General features: G+C 72.9%; 1 protein-coding gene. It reads right to left on the bottom strand.

The genetic code is table 11. The features are described 5' to 3' along the window. Window positions 1-77: 77 nt before the first annotated feature. The coding region (locus tag AB8Z36_RS41310; RefSeq protein WP_369218473.1) for a class I SAM-dependent methyltransferase at window positions 78-709 on the bottom strand (632 nt) is incomplete at its 5' end.

Genomic DNA, 709 nt, shown 5'->3' on the forward strand with positions numbered 1-709 from the left:
GTTCGGAGGGCCGAGGCTCGGAGGGCTGCGGCCTGGGGGCTGGGGCTGAGGGGCGAGGCTGTGTGCTCGTCCGTCTCTCAGAGCATCGGCACCGCCCGCACCCACGTGCCGTCGTCCGTCAGATACGAGTCGGCCTTCAGCCCCGCCTCCAGGAGCGCCTGCTCGAACTGCTCCCGGGTGAGCGGACGGGAGCGGAACGTCTGGGTCCAGACGGCGTCGGGGAAGACGTACTCCGCCCTGACCTCGTGCACACCGCCACCCACGGGCTCCGACGACGCGATGCGGATCGTATGGCCGCCCGGCTCGACGCGCTCCCGCGGGATGTCGGTGTGATAGTCGGCGGCCTGGCGCTGGATCAGGACGCAGCCGCCGTCCGTGACATGGCGCCGACAGGCCCGCAGTATCCCGCGCCGCACGCTCTCGTCGCCCGTGTGCACCAGGAACGACGCGAGCAGCACCACAGGGAACCTCTCGTCCAGATCGAGCCCCTCGATGGTGCCGCACACCGTCCGCACCGCACCGCCCCGCGCGGCAGCCTTCTCCAGCATCTCGGCGGACTCGTCCACCGCGGTGACCCGGAAGCCGCGCTCCAGCAGCGGCCGCGTCACCCGGCCCGCCCCGCTGCCCAGCTCCAGGATGTGCGCACCGGGCGGCACCGCCCCCGCGACGACCTCCGGCTCGTCCCCGACGGCCAAGCGCGCGTACAGAT

Source organism: Streptomyces flavofungini (genome assembly GCF_041028215.1).
Taxonomy (GTDB): Bacteria; Actinomycetota; Actinomycetes; order Streptomycetales; family Streptomycetaceae; genus Streptomyces; species Streptomyces flavofungini_B.